Source organism: Pseudomonas sp. JDS08PS003, assembly GCF_045013505.1.
Classification (GTDB): domain Bacteria; phylum Pseudomonadota; class Gammaproteobacteria; order Pseudomonadales; family Pseudomonadaceae; genus Aquipseudomonas; species Aquipseudomonas protegens_B.
In genome coordinates this window covers 948,489-962,502 of the sequence record NZ_CP120724.1, presented here as the reverse complement: position 1 = coordinate 962,502, position 14,014 = coordinate 948,489, and the positions used below count along the sequence as shown (strand labels likewise).

The following is a 14,014-nucleotide window of genomic DNA, read 5'->3' as shown; positions in this document are numbered from 1 at the left end:
GATAACAACTAGAAGAGAGCGCAATTTAGTGGATCAGACCTTGAAGCAAGGTGAACTCAAGCGTGGCTTGAAGAACCGCCATATTCAGTTGATCGCCCTGGGCGGGGCGATCGGCACCGGACTCTTCCTCGGCTCGGCCGGGGTGCTCAAGTCCGCCGGACCTTCGATGATCCTCGGCTATGCGATTGCCGGTTTCATTGCCTTCCTGATCATGCGCCAGCTGGGGGAAATGATCGTCGAGGAGCCAGTGGCCGGTTCTTTCAGCCACTTCGCCCACAAGTACTGGGGCGGTTACTTCGGCTTTCTCGCGGGCTGGAACTACTGGGTGCTGTATGTCCTGGTGGGCATGGCCGAGCTCACCGCGGTGGGCAAGTACGTGCAGTTCTGGTGGCCGGAAATTCCCACCTGGGTCAGTGCCGCGGTGTTCTTCGTGCTGGTCAACCTGATCAACATGATGAACGTGAAGTTCTTCGGTGAAGCCGAGTTCTGGTTCGCCATCATCAAGGTGGTGGCCATCGTCGGCATGATCGTCCTCGGCTGCTACATGCTGTTCAGCGGCAGCGGCGGCAGCCAGGCGTCGGTGAGCAATCTCTGGTCCCACGGCGGTTTCTTCCCCAATGGCGGCACCGGCCTGCTGATGGCCATGGCCTTCATCATGTTCTCCTTCGGCGGCCTGGAACTGGTGGGCATCACCGCCGCCGAAGCCGCGGAACCGCGCAAAGTGATCCCCAAGGCCATCAATCAGGTGGTGTACCGGGTGCTGATCTTCTACGTCGGCGCCCTGGCGGTACTGCTGTCGCTGTATCCATGGGATGAACTGCTGGTGAGCCTCAACGCCGGCGGCGACGCCTACAGCAGCAGCCCTTTCGTGAAGATCTTCTCGCTGATCGGCAGTGATGCGGCGGCGCAGATCCTCAACTTCGTGGTCCTGACCGCGGCGCTGTCGGTGTACAACAGCGGCGTGTACTGCAACAGCCGCATGCTCTACGGCCTGGCCGAACAGGGCGATGCACCCAAGGCGCTGATGAAACTCAACAAGCAAGGCGTGCCGATTCTGGCCCTGGGCATTTCCGCGCTGATCACCCTGCTCTGCGTACTGGTCAACTACCTGGCGCCCCACGAAGCACTGGAGCTGCTGTTTGCCCTGGTGGTGGCGGCACTGATGATCAACTGGGCACTGATCAGCCTGACCCACCTGCGCTTTCGCAAGGCCATGGCCGAGCAAGGCGTGGTGCCGTCGTTCAAGGCCTTCTGGTCGCCACTGAGCAACTACCTGTGCCTGGCGTTCATGGTGATGATCGTCGGCGTGATGTGGATGATCCCGGGCATTCGCGCCTCGGTGTATGCGATTCCGGTGTGGGTCCTGGTGATCTGGGGCTTCTATCGCCTGAGTCATGCCCGCAAGGCCGGGCAGCCCGCCCTGCACTAAGGCTCAGGGTTGCAACACCCCCAAAGCCCGGCCTGATCAAGGCCGGGCTTTTTTGTCGACGGCTCAAAAGCGGTCTGCCAATTACGGCAAATGCGGCCTGAAACAACAATCCGCCCCCTATCTAGAATCGACTCCCTCCCGGCACATGAGCCAGGGAGCCTGTTCCTCGATGGAGAGCGGCTTATGAACAGAACTGCAGCAAGCCTGCGCTGGACCGATGTTTTCTCGCCCACCGTGGCGGCGCTGATTTCAGTGCTGGTGAACTACGGCGGGACCTTTGTCCTGGTGTTCCAGGCTGCCGAACTGGCGCGGCTGTCACCGGCCCAGACGGCCTCCTGGGTCTGGGCGGTGTCGGTGGGCGTGGGCCTGACCGGGCTGTGGCTGAGCCTGCGTTACAAGGCACCGATCATCACCGCCTGGTCCACCCCCGGCGCGGCGTTCCTGGCCACCGTGATGCCGTTCACGCCCTATGCCGAGGTGATCGGTGCCTACCTGATCTCGGCCCTGGGCTTCATTGTTCTGGGCGGGTCCGGGGCCTTCGACAAACTGGTGCGGATGATCCCCAAGGGCATCGCCGCCGGCCTGCTGGCGGGCATCCTGTTGCAGTTCGGGATCAATGCTTTTGGCGGCGCCAGTGCCGATCCGCTGCTGGTGATCGTGCTGCTGGTGTCCTACGCCTTGCTGCGGCGTTTCACCTCGCGCTTTGCCGTGGTGGGCATCCTGGTCATCGGCCTGGGGCTGCTCATCGCTCAGCAGCGGATCGACTTTTCTGCCGTGCACTTGAGCCTGGCGGTACCGGTATTCACCGCGCCGCAGTTCTCCCTGCAAGCCTTGCTCGGAGTGGCGTTGCCGCTGTTCGTCATCACCCTCACCGGCCAGTACATGCCCGGGATGCTGGTGCTGCGCAATGACGGCTACAGCACCAGCGCCAACCCACTGCTCACGGTCACCGGCCTGGGTTCGCTGCTGATGGCACCGTTCGGCGCCCACGCCTTCAACGTGGCGGCGATCACCGCGGCGATCTGTACCGGCGAGGACGCGCACCCGGACCCGAAAAAGCGCTACATCGCCGGCATTGCCTGCGGGGTGTTCTACCTCCTCGTGGGAACCTTCGGCGTGACCCTGGCGACCCTGTTCACGGTGCTGCCCAAGGCCTTTGTCACCACCCTGGCGGGCCTGGCGCTGTTGGGAGCCATCGGCGGCAGCCTGGCCAATGCCATGGCCGACGGAGCAACCCGGGAAACGGCGCTGATCACCTTCCTCGCCACCGCGGCCAACGTCACCCTGCTCGGGGTCGGCGGCGCCTTCTGGGGACTGGTGGCCGGCTTGACCGTGCACCTGCTGATCCATGGCCGGGTCAATCTGCTGGCCGCCCGTGCCGCCAAACCCTGAAGGCCAGCGTCTGACTAGGCCTTTCTCAGGGCCTGGGCCAGGCGCGCCATGGTCGCTTCGATCTCATGGCCACTCAACGAGGCGTAGCCCAACAACCAGCCTTGCTGCTTCTGCTCACCGGCATAGAGCCGGCTGAGCCCCGGCAACTGGATACCGGCCCTGGCGGCTCGTTGCTGGGTCAACGCTTCGCTCCAGCCGGGCTCCAGCAGGCAAGGAATCTGCAACCCGCCCGGTGGCGGCAAGGCCACGGCAATGCCCTGCAAATGCCGCCCGATGGCATCGAGCATGGCTTGCCGACGTCCGGCGTACAGCTTGCGCATGGCCCGCACATGGGCGTTGTAGTGCCCCTCTTCCATGAACCGCGCCAGGGTCAGCTGGAGGATCTGCGGCGTGTGCCCGTCGATGATGCTGCGGGCAGCACTGAAGGCGCTCACCAGCTCGCTGGGCAAGGCCATGTAACCCATGCGCAGGCCCGGGTAGAGGGTCTTGCTGAAGGTGCCGATGTAGAGGGTGCGCTGATACGGGTCCAGGCCCTGGACACAGGCGGTGGGTAAACCGTCGTAGTGGAACTCGCTGTCGTAATCGTCCTCGATGATCCATTTCTCCTGCTCGGCGGCCCAACGGGTCAGTTCCAGGCGACGCTCCAGGGACAAGGTGGCGCCCGTGGGGTACTGATGGGACGGCGTCACATAGACACAGCGGGCGCCACTGCGGTCGGCCCGCAGCAAGTCGGTACGAATGCCCTGGCTGTCGACATCAATGGGCACGATCCGCGCCTCGGCGGCCTCGAATGCCTTGCGTGCGCCGAAGTAGCCCGGGTTCTCCAGCAGGATCGGCTTGCCAGCGTCCACCAGCAGTTGCGCGCACAGAAACAGCGCCTGGCGGGTACTGCTCAGCACCAGGATCTGCTCGGGCTGCACCTTGGCTCCGCGTTCCAGGTTCAGGTAGGCGGCAATGGCCTTGCGCAGGGGGAGTGCACCCTGGGGATCGCCATGCAGCAGTACATTGGCGCGGTAATCCTTCAACGCCTGGCGTTGCAGGCGTTCCCAGACGTCCAGCGGGAAGCTGCGGGTTTCCGGCAGTCCGGTCGCAAAGGCGGTGACGGCCTGCTGATCGCTGACGCCGCCCCTTTGCAACAGCAGCGCGCCGCGCCGGCTCAGGCCCGCCCCAGGCTCTGGGCTGTGCCCCGGCGGCCCCTGCAACTGCTGGCGGCGGCGGGCCGAGCCGCGCAACTGAGCACCGATGGTTTCACAGACATAACTCCCCGAGCCTTCGCGACGCTGGATAAAACCGTCGCGCTGCAACTGCACATAGGCGTTCTCCACGGTGTCCCGGGATACCGCCAGCGACTTGGCCAGGGCTCGACTGGCCGGCAGTTTCAACCCGGGGCCCAGGGCGCCGTCGAGGATCAGGCCACGCAAGGCCCGCTGAATGCGCTGGTGCAGGTCCAGGGGCGCGAACTCAGGGTCGCTGAGCCGCATCTTCAGGGTTTCAAGCTCGAAGGTTCGGGACATGTGGTCTGCCTGATCAGATGAAAGTGGCGCATAAATGGCGGCCACTTTATCGGTACAACGACTCTCGTGTCAGCCGCTGCAACCTTCGCCACCGGCGAACGAAGAATGTGGCAATAGGCAAGCCCAACAAAAACGGCGCGTCCCCAGGTGAGGGCGCGCCGTTTTGGCTTAAGTGAACAGAACGATCAGAGCGAGGATCGAACCCGCCACAGTTCGGGGAACAGCACGGTGTCGAGCATCTTGCGCAGGTAGCCCACGCCTTCGGTGCCGCCGGTGCCGGGCTGGAAGCCGATGATGCGCTCCACGGTGGTCACGTGACGGAAGCGCCACTGGCGGAAGGAATCCTCCAGGTCGATGAACTTTTCCGCCAACTGATACAGGTCCCAATAGGCTGAAGGGTTGGCGTAGACCTCGCGCCAGGCCGCTTCCACCGAAGGGTCATGCTGAGTCGTGGTGGTGCTGTTCAGCGCCAGGCGCGCCGGGTCGATGCTCAAGCCGCTGCGGGCCATCAGGGCAATCGCTTCGTCATACATGGACGGAGTGGCAATCGACGCTTCCAGGGATTGCAGCAGCTCGGGACGGTGGGCGTGGGGCCGCAACAGCGCCGCGCTCTTGTTGCCGAGGATGAATTCGATTTCCCGGTACTGGAACGACTGGAAGCCCGAGGACTGGCCCAGGTACGGGCGGATCGACTTGTACTCGGACGGCGTCATGGTGGCCAGCACCGCCCAGGCATGCACCAGTTGGTCGAAGATCCGCGAGACCCGCGCCAGCATCTTGAACGCCGGGGGCAACTGGCCCTGGCGCACCTGCTCGCGGGCGGCCTTGAGCTCGTGCAGCATCAGCTTCATCCACAGCTCCGAGGTCTGGTGCTGGATGATGAAGAGCATCTCGTTGTGGTCCGGCGACAGCGGATGCTGGGCGCTGAGGATGCGCCCCAGGTCCAAGTAGTCGCCGTAGCTCATGGAATCGGAGAAATTCAGCTCGGCGTTATGCCATTCATCCGGTGGGTTGCTTGAAAAAGGACATTGGCTCATGGCGTGGGCTCCTCGCCTCAGGCAGCGGTTACCACCCGCAGGCTGTGCAACCCGGGGCGGGATGCACAACGGCGCGGACGGCCAGCTGTGTATTTATTGTAGGAATCAATCGGCCAGGGGACGCAGGATCGCCCGTACCGGACTGGCGTCCAGATGGGCGAAGCGCAGTGGCAGGGCAATCAGTTCGTAGTCGCCTTCGGCAACCTCATCCAGCACCACGCCCTCGAGGATCGCCATGCCATGGCGGGCCACGGTGTTGTGGGCATCCATGGTCTTGGATTGCTGGGGATCGAGGGACGGGGTATCGATGCCGATCAGGCGCACGCCGAGGCTGGCCAGCAGCTCGACAGTGGCTGGAGCAACGGCGGTAAAGTCCGGGTCCCAGGCACTCAGCGGAGCCTGTGGATAAGTGCGCAGCAACACTCGCGCAGGCAGGTTGTCCAGGCGCCCGAGCAAGGCTTCGGGCTGCACCAGGGCGCCACTGTCCAGGCAATGCAGGACCCGGCACGGGCCCATGTAGACATCCAGCGGCACTTCGCCGATGGGCAGGCCATCCGGCCGGTAATGCAGGGGCGCATCGACATGGGCGCCGGTGTGGGGCGACAGGGTCACCCGCCCGACATTCACCGGGCACTCGGGCCCGAACTGCCAGACGCGCTCCTCCTGGAACGGCGTGTCCCCCGGCCAGGTCGGGGTCGCGGTACTCAAAGGCGGGCTGATATCCCACCAGCGTGGTGTATTTTCCATTCGTGCGGCTCTCGGTCACTCCGGACTGAATGATACGAGCGATACCGGTAAAGATTCTTGCGAAATAACTCGGGCATCGTCAGATATTTCGCAAATCCTGCTAAAAAACCGCCCTTTGTCGAGGGAATGTTTCAACCGTCAGCCGCCCGTTATCCGCAACCGATAGCGGCCCTCGCATTGCGCTTCTGGATACCCCGAGGTCGAGAACAGACATCCCCCTGAACGTCGGGCGCTATAGGGTGCGTCTTCAGTTCTCTGCCCGCTAGGAGCACAGCATGTCGCAACCCATTACCGTTCTGCGCGATACCCATCCGCTGCCCGTCCTCGACGCCTGCAAATGGGAAAAACTCGAGGGCGATCCCCACACCGTCAACCTCAACGCCTACACCAGCGAGGACGGCAGCAAGATCATGGGCACCTGGATCTGCACCCCGGGCAAGTGGCGGGTGGCCTATGAGAAGTGGGAGTACTGCCATTTCCAGGAAGGGTACTGCGTGATCACCCCGGATGGCCGCGATCCCATCCACTTGCGTGCCGGCGATATCTTCGTAGTGGAACCCGGGATGAAAGGCACCTGGGAAGTGGTGGAAACCGTGCGTAAGTACTTCGTGTTTGCCTGAACCCCGCACACTCACCGGGAGCCCGCTCGACTCGGGCTCCCCTTCCGGCATTGCCACTCAACTCAACGCACCCCGCCAAATGTCTATATAATCACTGCCAAATGGCAAAGGCAGGAGCAGCACCCATGGTTGCGCTGACAGGCACCGGCATCCCCCCCAAGCGGCGGGGCAAACTGGTATTGAAAGAACAGTCTTCGGACATCCTCCTGGGTGGCCGGGCACGGTTTGACGACCGCATTTCGATCTATCGCCTGACCGAAGAAGGCATCCCCCTGACGGCGATCATCAAGTTCGTCTCCTCGGTGCCCATGCTCAAGGACGAACAGGTGCTGGCCAAGATCATCGGCCTCTCCGAACGCACCCTGCATCGGCGCCTGAAAACCCCGGACGAACCCCTGAACCCGGAGCAGAGTGCCCGCGCGGTACGTTTTGCCCAGGTGCTGGCCAAGGCCCAGGACGTCTTCGGCAGCAGTGAAGAGGCACAGGACTGGATGGCCAAGCCGGTGATGGGCCTCGACGGCCATAAACCGGTGGATCTGCTGACCAACCCCATCGGCTTCGAACTGGTGGACGAGTTCCTCACCCGCCTGGAATACGGGGTCTATCAGTGATCAGTATTCCGGGCAGCAGCGAGATTCATTTCTGGCGACTGGACGCCGCCCGGCACGCCGACAGCTGGGACAGTGGCATCGGTGCCGAGCTGTGCGGCGGTCGCTGGAACTCCAAAGGGGTCAAGGCCGTGTATGGCAGCGCCGACCCCGCCACGGCGATTCTCGAAGTGGCGGTGCACAAGGGCTTCGCCGCACTCGATAACGTGCCCCATGTCCTCACCGGCGCCCTGATCCAGGACCCGTCGGCCATCTATCGCGTGGATGAACGCAGTCTGCCCAATCCCAACTGGCTGACTCCGGGCATCCCCAGTGCCGGCCAGCAGAAATTCGCCGACCAGTTGCTGGCCGACCATCCATTCGTGCTGGTGCCCTCATCGGTGTCCCGGCACAGCTGGAACATCCTGATCAATCCGTTGCTGGCCAAAGGGCTGTATCAGGTGGTGATCCAGGAGCGCTTCGGCCTCGACACCCGTCTCAACCCTCCTGCGCACACCGCTGCCAATCGCCCGAACTGAACCCACAAAAAAGCGGGAACCTTCCCGACGCAGATTCCCGCAAATGCCCCTGTTGAAGGTGCTGTGTTCGAAGAGTTGATGCAAGCATCGAGGCGGGGGCGCTCGCCCCCGTCGGTTTACGATTGCGGCTTGCGGTAGCTGTTGACGATGGCCGAGAAGTCCTTGCCGCCTTCCCCACGCTGGCTCATGGCCTGATACAGCTGCTGGGCCACGGCACCCAGCACCACGGGCTGGTGAGCCTGACGGGCGGCCTCGGTGGCCAACCCCAGGTCCTTGAGCATCAGCTCGGCACCAAAGCCGCCGGTGTAGCCGCGGGATGCCGGAGCGGTTTCAATCACTCCCGGCCACGGGTTGTAGGTATCGGAACTCCAGCAACGGCCGGTGGAGCTGTTGATGATCCCCGCCAGTACTTGGGTGTCGATGCCCAGGGCATCCCCCAGGGCCATGGCTTCGCTGACGCCGATCATCGAGATCCCCAGCAGCAGGTTGTTGCAGATCTTGGCGATCTGCCCGGTGCCCACTTCGCCGCAATGCACGATGTTGCGCCCCATCTGCGCCAGTACTGGCTGCAGGGTGGAGAACAGCTCGGCACTGGCGCCGACCATGAAGGTCAGGGTCCCGGCCTGCGCACCACCGGTGCCGCCGGACACCGGCGCATCAGCCATGGCCACGCCGCCGTGCTTGGCAGCTGCGGCGGCCACTTCGCGAGCGGTCTGCGGGTCGATGGTGCTGCAATCCACCGCCGGGACGCCGCGGCCAATCCCCGCCAACACCCCGTCTTCACCCAGCCACACACTGCGCACATGGGCCGCAGCCGGGAGCATGGTGATCACCAGTTCGGCACCTTCGGCAGCCGCCTTGGGCGAGGCAGCGACGTGCCCGCCCAGCTGCGCCAACTCCGCCAACACGCTCTGGTTGAGGTCGAACAGGTTCAGCTGATGCCCGGCCTTGATCAGGTTGCGGGCCATGGGCGCGCCCATGTTGCCCAGGCCGATAAATGCAATGTTCATGTCAGGCTCCTCAACGCAGGCTGATGGTGGTATTCACACCGTCGTTGACGCTGTCATCGTCGAACCAGCGGCTGGTGACGGTCTTGGTCTGAGTGTAGAACTGCACCACTTGCTTGCCGTAGGGGCCCAGGTCACCGAGCTTGGAGCCACGGGAGCCCGTGAAGCTGAAGAACGGCACCGGCACCGGAATCGGGATGTTGATACCCACCTGGCCGACGTCGATTTCGCTCTGGAACTTGCGCGCCGCTGCACCGCTCTGGGTGAACAGGCCAGTGCCGTTGCCGAAGGGGTTGGCGTTGACCAGGGCGATAGCCTGATCCAGAGTGTCCACCTCCAGCACCACCAGCACCGGGCCGAAGATTTCCTGGGTGTAGATCTGCATAGAGGGGGTCACCCCGGAGAACAGGGTCGGGCCGATGAAGTTGCCTTGCTCGTAGCCCGGGACCTGGATGCCGCGGCCATCGAGCTCCAGCTTGGCGCCTTCTTTCACGCCGCTTTCGATCAGCTCCAGAATCCGCGCCTTGGCGCGCTTGGAGACCACAGGGCCAACATCGGTGCCGGGCTCGCTGCCGGCGTTGACCTTGAGTTTCTGCGCCAGGGCCTTGAGGTCCGGCAGCCATTGTTTCGCGGCGCCCACCAGCACCACCACCGAGGTGGCCATGCACCGCTGACCGGCAGCGCCGAAGCCGGCGCCCACCAGGGCATTGAGGGTCTGTTCGCGGTTGGCGTCGGGCAGCACCACGGCGTGGTTCTTGGCGCCCATCATCGATTGCACGCGCTTGCCGTGCTTGCCCGCCAGGTCATAGACATGGGTGCCGACCGCGGTCGAACCGACGAAGGACACGGCCTTGATGTCCTTATGGGTGCACAGCGCATCCACCACTTCCTTGCCGCCGTGCACCACGTTGAGCACACCGGCCGGCACCCCGGCTTCCACTGCCAGCTCCACCAGCAACATGGTGGACAGCGGGTCCTGCTCGGAAGGCTTGAGGACGAAGGTGTTGCCGCAGGCAATGGCCATCGGGAACATCCACAGCGGAATCATCGCCGGGAAGTTGAAGGGGGTGATCCCGGCGCACACGCCGATCGGCTGGCGCAGGGTGTAGGTGTCCACGCCGCCGGCGACGTTCTCGGCGAACTCGCCCATCTGCAGGGTGCCGATGGAGCAGGCATGCTCCACCACTTCCAGGCCGCGGAAGATGTCGCCCTCGGCGTCGGCGATGGTCTTGCCCTGCTCGGCGCTGAGGACCACGGCGATGCGTTTGGAATGCTCGCGAATCAGGGCCTGGAGCTTGAGCATGATGCGCATCCGCGCGCCGATCGGGGTCAGTTTCCAGGTCTGGAAGGCACGCTGGGCCGCGGCGATCGCGGCGTCGACTTCAGCGGTAGTGGCAAAGGGCACCTTGGCCAGCACTTCCTGGGTCGCCGGGTTGACGATGTCGTGCCATTCCTGGCTCTGGGACTGGACCCATTCACCGTCGATCAGCAGTTTGACCTGTTGCAGGGTAGTGCCGTCGGGCTTGAGGGATGCGTTCATGGGGTCTCCTGACTTCTTGAGTTCTTATGCAGGGAACCAAGGCGGGCAAGCGCCTTGAAAGAGGGGCTGTCGCGAGTTGGTGTCGGACGGTTTTTGGAGTATAGATGTGCAAATACCTAATAAGAACGCACATAAAAACCGGTCCATCATGCAAAAAAACATCACCTCGCTAAGCACCCTGAACTGGGACGACCTGAAGTTTTTCCTCGAAGTGGCGCGCACCCGCAAGGCCAGCAGCGCGGCCAAACGCCTGGCGGTGGACTACACCACGGTGTCGCGGCGCATCGGTTCGTTGGAAACTGCCCTGGGCACCCTGCTGTTTGAAAAGTCTCGCACCAACGGCTTTGTTCTGACCGCCGAGGGCCAGCGCCTGCTGGGTTATGCGGAGTCCATCGAAAGCACCCTGCATATGGCGTGCGAGCAGGTCTCGGGCTCAGGCGTGGCGTTGTCCGGGCATGTGCGCATGGGCTGTACCGAAGGCTTCGGCAGCTTCTTCATCACCCCGCAGCTGAGCCATTTCCTCGATGCCTACCCGGCGATCTCGGTGGACATCCTGCCGCTGCCGCACTTCATCAGCCTGTCCAAGCGCGAGGCGGACATCGTCATTGCCCTGGAACGCCCGGAGCACGGGCCCTACGTGTGCTGCAAGCTGTGCGACTACCGCCTGCAGCTGTACGCCACCCAGGAATACCTCGACCGCCACCCGCCGATCCGCCGCCCCGGCGACCTGAGCGAGCATCAATTCATCAGCTATGTGGATGACCTGGCCTTCAGTTCCGAGCTGCTGTACCTGGCCAATGTAGTGCCCGGGGCCAGCGCCAACCTGCGCAGCACCAGCGTCATTGCCCAGTACGTGGCGGCGCAGCAGGGCCGCTCCCTGGCGATCCTGCCGTGCTTCCTGGCCGCCCAGGACCCGCGCCTGCTGCCGGTGCTACCCAAGGAGATCAACCTGACCCGGCAATTCTGGATGTACTGCCGGGAGGATCTGCGCAAGCTCAAGCGGATCACCCTGTTGTGGGATTACATCCGCGAGGTGACCGAGCAGAATCGGCCGCTGCTGATGGGGGACAGTCGCAGCATGCTGTTCGCCGCCCCCTGATCCTTAGCGGCCGCAACGACAACCGCAACGATGTGGGTCGCCGATCAGTCGGCGATCACCACGATCGACACCCGACGGTTCTCGGTGCGTCCGGCCACGGTGCTATTGGAGGCCACTGGCTCACTGCTGCCAAGGCCGCGCAACTGGATGTTTTCTTCACGCATGCCGACCTGGGTCAGCACCTTGACCACGCTCTTGGCCCGGCGCACGGACAGCTGCACGTTGTAGGCTTCCTTGCCCGAAGCGTCGGTGTGGCCATCGACCCGGACCTTCTGGATATCGACGCTGAGCAGCGCCTTGCCGATGCGCTGGACGATCTCGGTGCTGGCCTGGTTCAAGGTTTCCACATCACTGCCAAACAGCACCTTGCCCGACAGGCCGAAGGCCCAGCCTTCATCCGTCAGTTCGAAGCCCTCCTGTTTCAGTACCGCGATCTGTTTCGGGGTCAGACCTTTGGGCGGCACACTCTGGCAGCCCGCCAGGGCCAGCAGGGCCATGAATACCAGGGTGCTGAACAGTCGAACCGAACGTTGCGTCATTGAGAACAAGGGAATTAGCTCCTGTTTTGTACCTGAACGATAGGGAGCTCCGCCCCCACTGTGTGTTGCCCGCCTCGCGAACCGCGCTTGGCTTGGTACATGGCTTCATCGGCAGCGTTCAACAGGCTGCCGGGAGTCACGCCATGATCCGGGTACACGGCAATGCCGATGCTCAGCGACGTCATGATCGACAAGTTGCCAGGCAATTGAATCGGCACGTCCATGCTGTGGATGATTTTGTCAGCGATGCGTTGGGCATCTTCAAGCCGGTGCAGCGGGCTGAGCAGCACGGCGAATTCGTCGCCACCCAGACGGGCCACCAGATCGTCTTCGCGTAGCTGCGCACGAATTCGCGTGGCCACCGCTACCAGCACCGCATCGCCGGCAGCGTGACCGAAGTTGTCGTTGATTTCCTTGAACCGGTCGCTGTCGAGAAACAGCACCGCCATACGCTCGTTGAGCTTGTTGGCACTGCGCAGAGCACGAATCAGCCGGCCCTCGAAAAACGCTCGGTTGGGCAGGCCAGTCAGACTGTCGTGACTGGCCTGGTGAGCCAGGGTTTCATTCTCGCTTTGCAGGTGGGTCTGCCAGGCTTCCAGTTCATCGAGCAGGGCATTGAAGTCGTTGCCGAGGTTGTCCAGTTCGGCGATTTCCGCAGGCGGCACCCGCTGATCGAAGGCCCGCTCGCGCCGGGCCGCGTGAGCCACTTCCGCCAGACTGCGCAAGGGCCCGGTGATCCCTCGCAGTTGCCGGCGTGCCAGGTACAGCGACATCCAGGCACTCAAGGCGGTGCACAACACGATGCCCACCAGACCACTGAGCAGAAAGCGCAGCAGGCTGCCGCCATGGCCGGTGACATTGACGCTGCCCACCTCCCGGTTCTGATGAAGGATCGGCAAGCTGATGGGCTTTTCCAGGATCGCACTGGCAACGTGCATTTCCAGATTGGTCAGCAGACCGCTTTGCGGACGTTGCCAACTGGCCAGCAGACGGCCCTGGCTGTCATAGACCTTGGCATCGGCCACTTCTTCGGTTGAGGCAATCAGGGCCAGCGCCTCGGTGGCCACCACACTGTCGTTGAACACCACGGCAGCTTCCACGGTGTAGCTGATGGACCGGGCAATCAGGTGCAGGTTGTGATCGGCATAAACCCGCAGTGCCAGGACTCCGAGGAAGGTCAGGGACAGGCTGGCCATGGAAATCGCCAGCAGGGCGACGATCAGGTGGCCGCGACCTATGACCGACCGCAGGGTGGGGCGGGCGTTGGGCTTGAACCAACTCATGGGGCCGCCGGGCGACGACGCGACAATTGCAGCACGCTGGGATGAATCTTCACCCCGCTGCGGGCCACTGAATCCAGGTTGACCTCGAACGACACCTGGTTGTCGCTGACCCGCAGGCAGAACAGGCTGCCCACGGTGCACTGATCGCCACCCTCGCTGATGCTCAGCACGGGTTGGCCGGTCAGCGAATTGAACAGGCGGGTGCGTTCATCATTGCTCAGTTTGCCGACATAGATCGAGTCGCACTCACTGACGATTGCCGGGCTGCTGGCCAACAGGCGGCGCACCAGCACCGGACGGCCGGTAGCCTGGGTGGTGCCCTTGAGCAGATCGTCGGTGTATTCGGTCGGGCCCACCACGCACAGGCGCAGTTCTGCAGGTTCCACCGGCCAGCGAGCGTAGCTGAGGATGCCCAGCACTACTTGCGTCACCGCCTTGGCCCGCTGTTCAGCCAGGCTGGTGGAGGCTGACGATTCTGGCTGCGCAATGGCAAACAGACTGAACAGGCAAAGAATGGTCGACAGTACACACTGCCTCCACCCCAAAATGCGCTCTGTCCTGAAGACAGCCACGTCCATGCAGGGATTCTCTTTGAATTTCACGGAAATGATGCCGCAACGATAGCACAGCCCGGGAAAATGCAGCGAGCCCAGCGCCCCGAAACGGTGCTGGGTACTGGAG

At 63.3% G+C, this 14,014-nt stretch carries 14 protein-coding genes; 6 read left to right on the top strand and 8 right to left on the bottom strand.

Annotation, left to right across the window (positions count from 1 at the left end; all coding sequences use genetic code 11):
• Positions 1-28: 28 nt before the first annotated feature.
• Together P7C00_RS04310 and P7C00_RS04305 are read left to right on the top strand one after the other, a co-directional pair.
• Positions 29-1,429 (top strand): amino acid permease, encoded by a 1,401-nt coding sequence (locus P7C00_RS04310; RefSeq protein ID WP_233323814.1) that lies wholly within the window; start codon positions 29-31, stop codon positions 1,427-1,429.
• 183 nt (positions 1,430-1,612) lie between these two features.
• Entirely contained in the window at positions 1,613-2,821 is a 1,209-nt protein-coding gene (locus P7C00_RS04305) for a benzoate/H(+) symporter BenE family transporter (protein ID WP_404938188.1), read from the top strand.
• A 14-nt stretch (positions 2,822-2,835) separates the two neighbouring features.
• Here the strand turns inward: P7C00_RS04305 and P7C00_RS04300 are convergent, their stop codons facing one another.
• The 3 genes from P7C00_RS04300 to kynB all read right to left on the bottom strand — a co-directional run bounded on the left by P7C00_RS04300 (position 2,836) and on the right by kynB (position 6,119).
• Positions 2,836-4,335 carry a PLP-dependent aminotransferase family protein gene (locus tag P7C00_RS04300; RefSeq protein ID WP_346633720.1) on the bottom strand — a complete coding sequence of 500 codons (1,500 nt, stop codon included), beginning with the start codon at positions 4,333-4,335 and terminating at the stop codon, positions 2,836-2,838.
• Positions 4,336-4,520: 185 nt separating this feature from the next.
• Positions 4,521-5,372 (bottom strand): tryptophan 2,3-dioxygenase, encoded by an 852-nt coding sequence (kynA, locus tag P7C00_RS04295; RefSeq protein ID WP_123723289.1) that lies wholly within the window; start codon positions 5,370-5,372, stop codon positions 4,521-4,523.
• A 105-nt stretch (positions 5,373-5,477) separates the two neighbouring features.
• A complete protein-coding gene (kynB, locus tag P7C00_RS04290) occupies positions 5,478-6,119 on the bottom strand; it encodes an arylformamidase (protein WP_346633721.1) in 642 nt (213 codons plus the stop codon).
• Between the two features lie 275 nt (positions 6,120-6,394).
• Here kynB and P7C00_RS04285 point away from each other — a divergent pair, with 275 nt between their 5' ends.
• The 3 genes from P7C00_RS04285 (at position 6,395) to P7C00_RS04275 (ending at position 7,865) form a co-directional block, all read left to right on the top strand.
• Positions 6,395-6,739, top strand: coding sequence for a cupin domain-containing protein (locus P7C00_RS04285; protein ID WP_102861021.1), 345 nt, complete (start codon positions 6,395-6,397; stop codon positions 6,737-6,739).
• Positions 6,740-6,864: 125 nt separating this feature from the next.
• Entirely contained in the window at positions 6,865-7,350 is a 486-nt protein-coding gene (locus P7C00_RS04280) for an antitoxin Xre/MbcA/ParS toxin-binding domain-containing protein (protein WP_346633722.1), read from the top strand.
• A complete protein-coding gene (locus P7C00_RS04275) occupies positions 7,347-7,865 on the top strand; it encodes an RES domain-containing protein (RefSeq protein WP_346633723.1) in 519 nt (172 codons plus the stop codon). The genes P7C00_RS04280 and P7C00_RS04275 overlap by 4 nt, the downstream gene beginning before the upstream one ends.
• Positions 7,866-7,981: 116 nt before the next feature.
• Here P7C00_RS04275 and mmsB read toward each other — a convergent pair whose 3' ends face one another.
• Together mmsB and P7C00_RS04265 are read right to left on the bottom strand one after the other, a co-directional pair.
• Positions 7,982-8,875, bottom strand: a complete 894-nt coding sequence (gene mmsB / locus P7C00_RS04270) for a 3-hydroxyisobutyrate dehydrogenase (protein ID WP_404938187.1) — start codon at positions 8,873-8,875, stop codon at positions 7,982-7,984.
• A 10-nt stretch (positions 8,876-8,885) separates the two neighbouring features.
• The gene (locus P7C00_RS04265) at positions 8,886-10,412 is read right to left on the bottom strand and encodes a CoA-acylating methylmalonate-semialdehyde dehydrogenase (RefSeq protein WP_346633725.1); all 1,527 of its coding nucleotides are present in this window, start codon (positions 10,410-10,412) and stop codon (positions 8,886-8,888) included.
• A gap of 148 nt (positions 10,413-10,560) precedes the next feature.
• Here P7C00_RS04265 and P7C00_RS04260 point away from each other — a divergent pair, with 148 nt between their 5' ends.
• Positions 10,561-11,511, top strand: a complete 951-nt coding sequence (locus P7C00_RS04260) for a LysR family transcriptional regulator (RefSeq protein WP_337154236.1) — start codon at positions 10,561-10,563, stop codon at positions 11,509-11,511.
• Between the two features lie 44 nt (positions 11,512-11,555).
• Here P7C00_RS04260 and P7C00_RS04255 read toward each other — a convergent pair whose 3' ends face one another.
• Genes P7C00_RS04255 through P7C00_RS04245 form a run of 3 tightly spaced genes read right to left on the bottom strand, consistent with a single transcriptional unit; the run spans position 11,556 to position 13,911 of the window.
• Positions 11,556-12,050, bottom strand: a complete 495-nt coding sequence (locus P7C00_RS04255) for an OmpA family protein (protein ID WP_015634043.1) — start codon at positions 12,048-12,050, stop codon at positions 11,556-11,558.
• Between the two features lie 14 nt (positions 12,051-12,064).
• Entirely contained in the window at positions 12,065-13,333 is a 1,269-nt protein-coding gene (locus P7C00_RS04250) for a diguanylate cyclase domain-containing protein (protein WP_346633727.1), read from the bottom strand.
• Positions 13,330-13,911, bottom strand: coding sequence for a YfiR family protein (locus P7C00_RS04245; RefSeq protein WP_404939907.1), 582 nt, complete (start codon positions 13,909-13,911; stop codon positions 13,330-13,332). The genes P7C00_RS04250 and P7C00_RS04245 overlap by 4 nt, the downstream gene beginning before the upstream one ends.
• Between the last annotated feature and the right edge of the window lie 103 nt (positions 13,912-14,014).

Bases quoted from the DNA above. Each gene is read 5' to 3' on its own strand.
- P7C00_RS04305 (WP_404938188.1), top strand. From the start codon at position 1,613: ATGAACAGAACTGCAGCAAGCCTGCGCTGGACCGATGTTTTCTCGCCC.
- P7C00_RS04300 (WP_346633720.1), bottom strand. From the start codon at position 4,335: ATGTCCCGAACCTTCGAGCTTGAAACCCTGAAGATGCGGCTCAGCGAC.
- kynA (WP_123723289.1), bottom strand. From the start codon at position 5,372: ATGAGCCAATGTCCTTTTTCAAGCAACCCACCGGATGAATGGCATAAC.
- kynB (WP_346633721.1), bottom strand. From the start codon at position 6,119: ATGGAAAATACACCACGCTGGTGGGATATCAGCCCGCCTTTGAGTACC.
- P7C00_RS04285 (WP_102861021.1), top strand. From the start codon at position 6,395: ATGTCGCAACCCATTACCGTTCTGCGCGATACCCATCCGCTGCCCGTC.
- P7C00_RS04280 (WP_346633722.1), top strand. From the start codon at position 6,865: ATGGTTGCGCTGACAGGCACCGGCATCCCCCCCAAGCGGCGGGGCAAA.
- mmsB (WP_404938187.1), bottom strand. From the start codon at position 8,875: ATGAACATTGCATTTATCGGCCTGGGCAACATGGGCGCGCCCATGGCC.
- P7C00_RS04265 (WP_346633725.1), bottom strand. From the start codon at position 10,412: ATGAACGCATCCCTCAAGCCCGACGGCACTACCCTGCAACAGGTCAAA.
- P7C00_RS04260 (WP_337154236.1), top strand. From the start codon at position 10,561: ATGCAAAAAAACATCACCTCGCTAAGCACCCTGAACTGGGACGACCTG.
- P7C00_RS04255 (WP_015634043.1), bottom strand. From the start codon at position 12,050: ATGACGCAACGTTCGGTTCGACTGTTCAGCACCCTGGTATTCATGGCC.
- P7C00_RS04250 (WP_346633727.1), bottom strand. From the start codon at position 13,333: ATGAGTTGGTTCAAGCCCAACGCCCGCCCCACCCTGCGGTCGGTCATA.
- P7C00_RS04245 (WP_404939907.1), bottom strand. From the start codon at position 13,911: ATGGACGTGGCTGTCTTCAGGACAGAGCGCATTTTGGGGTGGAGGCAG.